The sequence below is a fragment of the Hwanghaeella sp. 1Z406 genome, assembly GCF_048892425.1.
Taxonomy (GTDB): Bacteria; Pseudomonadota; Alphaproteobacteria; order UBA8366; family Aestuariispiraceae; genus Pacificispira.
In genome coordinates this window covers 1-7,121 of the sequence record NZ_JBLZHU010000018.1, presented here as the reverse complement: position 1 = coordinate 7,121, position 7,121 = coordinate 1, and the positions used below count along the sequence as shown (strand labels likewise).

Annotated in this window: 3 protein-coding genes and 1 tRNA gene; 3 read left to right on the top strand and 1 reads right to left on the bottom strand. The window is 52.9% G+C overall.

Annotated features, from left to right (window positions below; genetic code table 11):
- Positions 1 to 168 precede the first annotated feature (168 nt).
- From ACOSDR_RS20125 to ACOSDR_RS20115, 3 genes are all read left to right on the top strand, one after another.
- Complete coding sequence (locus ACOSDR_RS20125; RefSeq protein WP_420732336.1) at positions 169 to 1,332, top strand: hypothetical protein; 1,164 nt, start codon at positions 169 to 171, stop codon at positions 1,330 to 1,332.
- Between the two features lie 147 nt (positions 1,333 to 1,479).
- A complete protein-coding gene (locus ACOSDR_RS20120) occupies positions 1,480 to 6,363 on the top strand; it encodes a DEAD/DEAH box helicase (protein ID WP_420732335.1) in 4,884 nt (1,627 codons plus the stop codon).
- A gap of 90 nt (positions 6,364 to 6,453) precedes the next feature.
- The gene (locus ACOSDR_RS20115) at positions 6,454 to 6,690 is read left to right on the top strand and encodes a hypothetical protein (RefSeq protein WP_420732334.1); all 237 of its coding nucleotides are present in this window, start codon (positions 6,454 to 6,456) and stop codon (positions 6,688 to 6,690) included.
- Between the two features lie 199 nt (positions 6,691 to 6,889).
- On the opposite strand, the gene ACOSDR_RS20110 is transcribed toward ACOSDR_RS20115, so the two are convergent.
- Positions 6,890 to 6,966: transfer RNA gene (locus ACOSDR_RS20110), tRNA-Met, on the bottom strand.
- Positions 6,967 to 7,121 lie beyond the last annotated feature (155 nt).

Genomic DNA, 7,121 nt, shown 5'->3' with positions numbered 1-7,121 from the left:
TTTCTGTCTACCCGTCCCTAAAACCCAAAGCGGCCCCGGCGCGCAGCGTCGGAACAAGCACGCGCTAGCGTGCGCTCTTTCTTTTCTGGTTTTGAACATTCGGAAACCCAAGAGGGGGGTCCTTGTAGCACCCCCCTCTAGAACCGCAGAATGATGGAGTATCAGAATATGGAATTGAAACCGTTCTACTGGAATTTCGACGGCCTGGACGTAACCTTTCAGGGACGCATCCCACAAGCGCTTGTCGACACCCTGGGCCAAGCCAAACTGCAGGCACAGAAAGTGAAGGGAAGCGTGCTTGTCGAATGGCAAGGCGAGCCTCTGCACGTCGCGGAATCCGGTGCTAAAGGTGGCTATGCTTTCCGTTGCGATACCGGGCCGGTTGGCGCGACGTGGTTTTTCAGCAGTAACCAGAATGCAGCAAACTGGAATATCCGGGTATCTGTTAAATCCAATGCCCTTGCCAGCCTCAAGTTAGGAGGCGTTCGAAGGGAACTCTATCGCTTCCTCGAAGCCATCGGCGCGGATGTCGGCCAGGAATCCCTCTCCCGCATCGACTATTGCATGGACTTCCTATCCGACGATATCGCGCGAGTGATGGGTTTGCCCTTTGTGCTGGACCCCACCGCCTTCGTGATGCATTCGCGGACCTCCCGCGCAGACCAGGACGACGATGCAGGCATTCGGATGCAGGGCGTATCCGGCTTCTACACATCGGTTACATGCGGGAAGATGCCGGGACGACAGGTCATTGCGTACGACAAATCCCGCGAAGTGCGCGCCAAGGGCAAAAGCGAATGGTGGGCACATTGGAATGCCGCCCGCGAAACCCAGGGACTGCCCGACCTAGCACCTGATGTGAAGATATGGCGCATGGAACTCCGTGCGGGAAAGAAGCACCTGAAGGACCGTTGGGGAATTACGCGATGGGCGGACCTGGACGACAAGTTGGGAGACCTGTTGCGGTATTGCCTGGACGATATCCGCTATACAATACCGAACCCGACAGATCGGGAGCGGAACCGCTGGCCCAATCACCCGCTTTGGAATGCCGCAATCCAAACCGTTACAAAAGACCTGCACGAAATGCAGACAGGGGCGGAACCGGGCATCGTGAAAGATATCATGCAGGCGCAACTTGTGGACGTGATGGAAGCCCAGATCAAGGGGTTGGTGGCGACCTGGACTGTCGCAACGGGAAGTTCCGTTGATGCACGGACAATTTCCAGCCGCATCGCGCATATAGTCCACGATCATATCGAACACGATGCGGGACATTTCGAGAAAGCCCTGAGGCGGTCGGCGGAAAAGTATCGTTTCCTAGAGGGGTAACAGAAATTATTCGCAATGGAGAAGATTCCCCGTGATCTGGGACGGCAATAAACCTTGGCTTTTGAAGACGGTCCCCCTACGCTCCAGGTTGCGCAATATTCTGTTGCGCTCGTTTGCCACTTCAGATGACAACGGTAGGAATTGAAAATGCAACTCCAGAAAATTTTGGATGACTACCGTATTTCATCCCGCTCAGAGCGTGAAAAAGGCGACTATTTTGAGAAGTTGGTTCGTGTTTTCCTCGAGAATGATGACATACAACGGCAATTCTATTCTTCGGTCGTTCCATTTTCTGAGTGGGCAAAGGACCACGGCTGGAGTCAGAAGGACATTGGTATAGATTTGGTTGCAACGCTAACGGATGGCTCAGGTTTTGTTGCCATTCAGTGCAAATTTTATTCACCCGATTACAGTATCCAGAAGCCCGATATCGATAGTTTCATTTCGGCAGCGGCCAATGATCTGTTTACGCGACTTGTTATCGCAGACACGACACGAAAAGAGTTCGGACAAAACGCTAAGGAGACCCTCGACAAACTTTCCAAAGATTGGAACCGTATCGGAATAAACGAACTGGAAGCCAGCCGAATTGACTGGTCTCAATTTTTCCGAACTGGCACTGTCAGCCTCGCACCGAAAAAGCAGCTCCGGGATCACCAAAGCGATGCCTTGAAGGCGGTCCTAGACGGTTTGAAAGATGCTGATCGCGGCAAGATGATTATGGCCTGCGGTACCGGCAAGACCTTCACCGGCCTACGCATTGCAGAGACCATGGCAGGAGCAGGCAGACGTGTCCTTTTTATGGTGCCGTCACTTGCCCTAATGTCGCAGACCGTGCGCGAGTGGAAGAATGATTGTCAGGAAGAGTTTACGGCCTTCTCTGCATGCTCAGATGTCAAAGTCGGTCGCAATGCAGATGCCGACAGCCTCGATTTGAATGTACACGATCTGGCTTTTCCAGCGACGACCGATCCACAGAAGATCGCCGGGCAGGTGCTGAGCGCAAACCCTGATAAGATGACTGTCGTGTTTTCGACCTACCATTCCATTGATGTCCTGACCCACGCCCAGAAGCATCACGGCCTGCCAGAATTCGACCTTGTGATTTGCGATGAAGCCCATCGTACCACAGGCGTCACACTGAAGGATGAAGACGACAGCAACTTTGTCCGCATCCATAGTAATGAGCATGTAGCCGCGAAAAAGCGGCTTTATATGACAGCCACACCGCGCATCTTTGGTGATGCCGCCAAGCGTAAGGCCGATGACCATGATGCCGAACTCGCATCCATGGATGATGAGACAAAATTCGGCCAGGACCTGTTTCATCGTGGATTCGGCTGGGCCGTCGAGAACGACCTGCTGACCGACTACAAGGTTGTGGTGCTGGCCGTTGATGAAGGACTGATTTCAACGACTATCCAGAACCGCCTGAAGAATGGTCCAGAGCTCACATTGGACGACGCGACCAAAATCATCGGATGCTACAAGGCGCTCACCAAAGCCAATCTTGCGACCGATCTTGAATTTGACCCGAAGCCGATGCGACGGGCGTTGGCGTTCTGTCAAAGCATCGCCAAGTCTCAGATCATTGAAGCTGAATTTGCTCAGGTTGTTGAGGAATATACCGCCAATGAACAAATCGAAGACGCCCGCAATCTAACCGTTGAGGTCGAGCATGTTGATGGCAGTTTCAACGCCAATCAGCGCGAAACCCTGCTCAAATGGCTAAAGGCCGATGCTGGTGACAATACCTGCCGCATCCTCACCAATGCCAAGGTACTGTCCGAAGGTGTGGACGTGCCTGCACTTGATGCCATCATGTTCATGCATCCGCGCAAGAGCCAGATCGACGTGGTGCAATCGGTTGGCCGCGTCATGCGCCGGGCCGAGGGCAAGAAACTCGGCTATGTCATTTTGCCTGTCGCCATTCCGCCTGATACTAAGCCCGAGGAAGCCCTCAATGACAATGAACGCTACAAGGTTGTCTGGCAGATTCTGAATGCGCTTCGCGCCCATGATGAACGCCTCGATGCCCGCATCAATCAGGCGAAAATTGGTGAGGATATCAGCGATAAGATTGAACTGATGCGGATTTCTTCAGAAACTGAGCTGAAAGAACTGACTGCCGTTGTCGATGACTTTGCCACCACTAAGACCAAGGCCAAAAAAACGGGTGCAGGCATTGGACAGGATGGGCCGACCACGCGCACCAGCGGTGGCGATGACGTTCAAGGCGAGCTTGTCTTTGACGAATTCACCCGTGCCATCATGGCCAGGATTGTCCAGAAATGCGGCACCCGTGATTATTGGGATACCTGGGCCAAGGACATCGCCAAGATCGCCCAGACCCACATAACCCGCATCACTACCATCGTCGCCAAGGAAGGGCCGGAACGCACTTCCTTCATGGCGTTCCTTGAAGAATTGCATGACGATCTGAACCCGGAGATTTCCGAAGCTGAAGCCATCGAGATGCTGGCACAGCACCTCATCACCAGGCCAGTCTTTGATGCGCTGTTCAAGGGCAGCCGCTTCACCAAGGAAAACCCCGTCTCACAGGCAATGGAGATCGTTCTCGGCCAGCTTCACGAACACAATCTGGAGAAGGAATCCGAAAGCCTCGCCAAGTTCTATGCGAGCGTTGAACGCCGCGCCGCGGACGTGAAAACCGCCCATGGCCGCCAGTCGCTCATCACCGAGCTCTATGACAAGTTTTTCAAGAATGCTTTCCCTGAACTGACGAAGCGCCTCGGCATCGTCTACACGCCGGTCGAGGTGGTGGATTTCATCATCCATTCGGTCAATGACGTGCTGAAGGCGCAATTCGGCCAGACGCTCGGCTCAAAAGGCGTGCACATCCTTGACCCTTTCACCGGCACTGGCACTTTCATCACCCGCCTGCTGCAATCCGGTCTGATCGCGCCGGATGAGCTGGAGCACAAATATAAGCACGAGGTTCACGCCAACGAAATTGTTTTGCTGGCTTACTACATCGCCGCCATCAACATAGAGACGGTGTATCACGAGCTTGCCCAGGGTGAATTGAAGACAGACGCACCTTATGAGCCGTTCAAGGGCATTCTCCTGACTGATACCTTCCAGATGTATGAGCAGGAGCGGGACATGATTGCCAACCTTCTGCCGGACAACTCCGAACGTCGCACACGTCAAAAGGGTCTGGATATTCGCGTAATTATTGGCAATCCGCCTTATTCTGCGGGCCAAGGCAGTGCGAACGACAACGCAGCAAACATCGCATACAACTCCCTCGATACAGCCATCCGCGACAGCTATGCCACACATTCATCGGCCACCAACAAGAACGCCCTTTACGACAGCTACATCCGGGCGATCCGATGGGCCACCGACCGTATCGGTGATGCGGGTGTCATGGCTTATGTGACCAATGCCGGATGGGTGGAAGGCAACGCGACCGACGGGCTACGAAAATGCTTGGTTGAAGAATTCAGCGATCTTTACGTGTTCCACCTTCGGGGCAATCAACGCACCTCTGGCGAATTGTCCCGCAAGGAAGGCGGCAAGATTTTCGGATCAGGGAGCCGGGCACCTATAGCCATCTCCGTTTTCGTCAAGAACCCCGATGCGACCGAGCATGGTCGCATCCATTTCCACGATATTGGCGACTATCTCGACCAGAAGCAGAAGCTGGCAATCATCCGCGATTTTGCGTCCATTAACGGTATCACAGCCGCCGAAGGCTGGAAGCGCATCATCCCAGACGAGAATAACGACTGGCTCGACCAGGTGGACCGCAGCTTCGACAAGTTCATCGAAATGGGAATAAAGGATAAAGGCAGCAACAATGCTGTGATGTTCGAAACCTACTCAAATGGGATCAAGACCAACGGCGATGCTTGGATGTATAATTCATCACGATCTGCGCTAGTCTCAACTATGCAAAGAATGAGTGAATATTATAACCGCGAGATCGATAGATTTGAGGAACACGAAACGGCTCCGGACATTCGGGAATTCCTTGACTATGACACTAAGCTTATAAATTGGCACAGCGGCATAGTCCCAAAATTCCTTCGCGGCCAGCGTTCTGTGTTCGATGCAAACCTTGCGCATCGAAGCCTCTACAGGCCCTTCAACATGCAGATATTGTTCAAGGACAGAATGTTTATTCAACGAATGGCACAAATGCCCCGCATCTTCCCGAATGCGGTGGCGAAAAATCTCGTGATCCAGGTTTCTGGTGTCGGTGCGAAAAGCTTTTCAGCATTAATGTCAACCACGATGCCCTGCCTTGACAACATAGAGAAAGGCCAATGCTTCCCCCTCTATCTCTATGGCGATGACGAAACCGAACGGGGTCTCTTCGCTACCGAGGAGGCAAAGGCTGACCAAATATGCCGCGACGCCATCACCGATGCGGGCCTCGCGCATTTCCAAGCCGCCTATCCGAGCGAAAAGATCAGCAAGGAAGACCTGTTCTACTACATCTACGGTCTCCTGCACTCGACCGAGTATCGCGAACGCTTCGCCAATAACCTAGCCAAGCAACTCCCGCGCATTCCGGCAGTCAAAAGCTATGCCGACTTCGCCGCCTTCCACGACGCGGGCCGCGCCCTCGGCGATCTGCATGTGAACTTCGAAACCGTCGCGCCCTACATGGTCACCTTCCAGGAAGGCGATCACCGTCTAATCCCCGAAGCTGAGGTAAACCCGAAGAAGTTCTATCGCGTGAAGAAAATGAAATTTGGCGGCAAGGGTAAAGAGAAGGATCGCTCGACGGTAATCTACAACGATCACATCACCATGCAGAACATCCCGCTGGAGGCCTATAAATATGTCGTCAACGGCAAACCTGCGCTGGAATGGGTGATGGAGCGACAGGTGGTTAAGACGGACACGAGTAGCGGCATCGTCAACGACGCCAATGACTATGCAAACGAGACCGTTGGCAACCCGAAATATCCGCTTGAACTATTCCAACGGGTTATAACAGTCAGCCTGGAAACAATGAAAATTGTGAATGATTTGCCTAGCCTAGAAATTGACTGATCTATCTTACACTTCAAACGCTTGGTTTCATGAGTTAGAGAGTATGCGTGCATAGTTTTCATGGATGGTGCTGTTGATGGAGACCAGAAAATGAACTTACACGACGACGACGGCATGACGCCTGGATTAAAGTGCGATATTGAACTGAATGTGACCGGCCCAAATGAGGCCACAGTCTATAAATGGACCGCTGAGGCGCTTCGTAAATTAGCGGATCGGATTGAAAATGACGAATTCCAGAGCGGACATCATGACGTTGCTGATCGCGTCGGTAAAACAATTGGGACAATTTATTTGGACCACTACGCTGGAAGCGAAGAATTGTAGTTTCCCACACTTGCGTCTGATAAGGGATGCGGTGAAGGAAATCCACCACCCCTCACATTCCCAAAGTCCCGTGGTAACACCGCAAAACTAATGCACCCGTGTCGTTTCTTCCGGCGAATCAACCTACCCACTTGCTTCCTATATGCTTCCTAAACGCAAGAACGGCCTAGCGTGATTAGCGCTAAGCCGTTGGAATATTTGGTTGCGGGGGTAGGATTTGAACCTACGACCTTCAGGTTATGAGCCTGACGAGCTACCGGGCTGCTCCACCCCGCGTGGGTGTGGTTTGGTAGGAGGTTGGGGGTTTGCATGGTGTATTGCTGAGGTGACTTGAGATCTGTCCGCATGGAAGACTTGGCAGCGACCTACTCTCCCGTGGCTTGAGCCAAAGTACCATTGGCGCGGGAAGGTTTCACGGCCGAGTTCGGGAT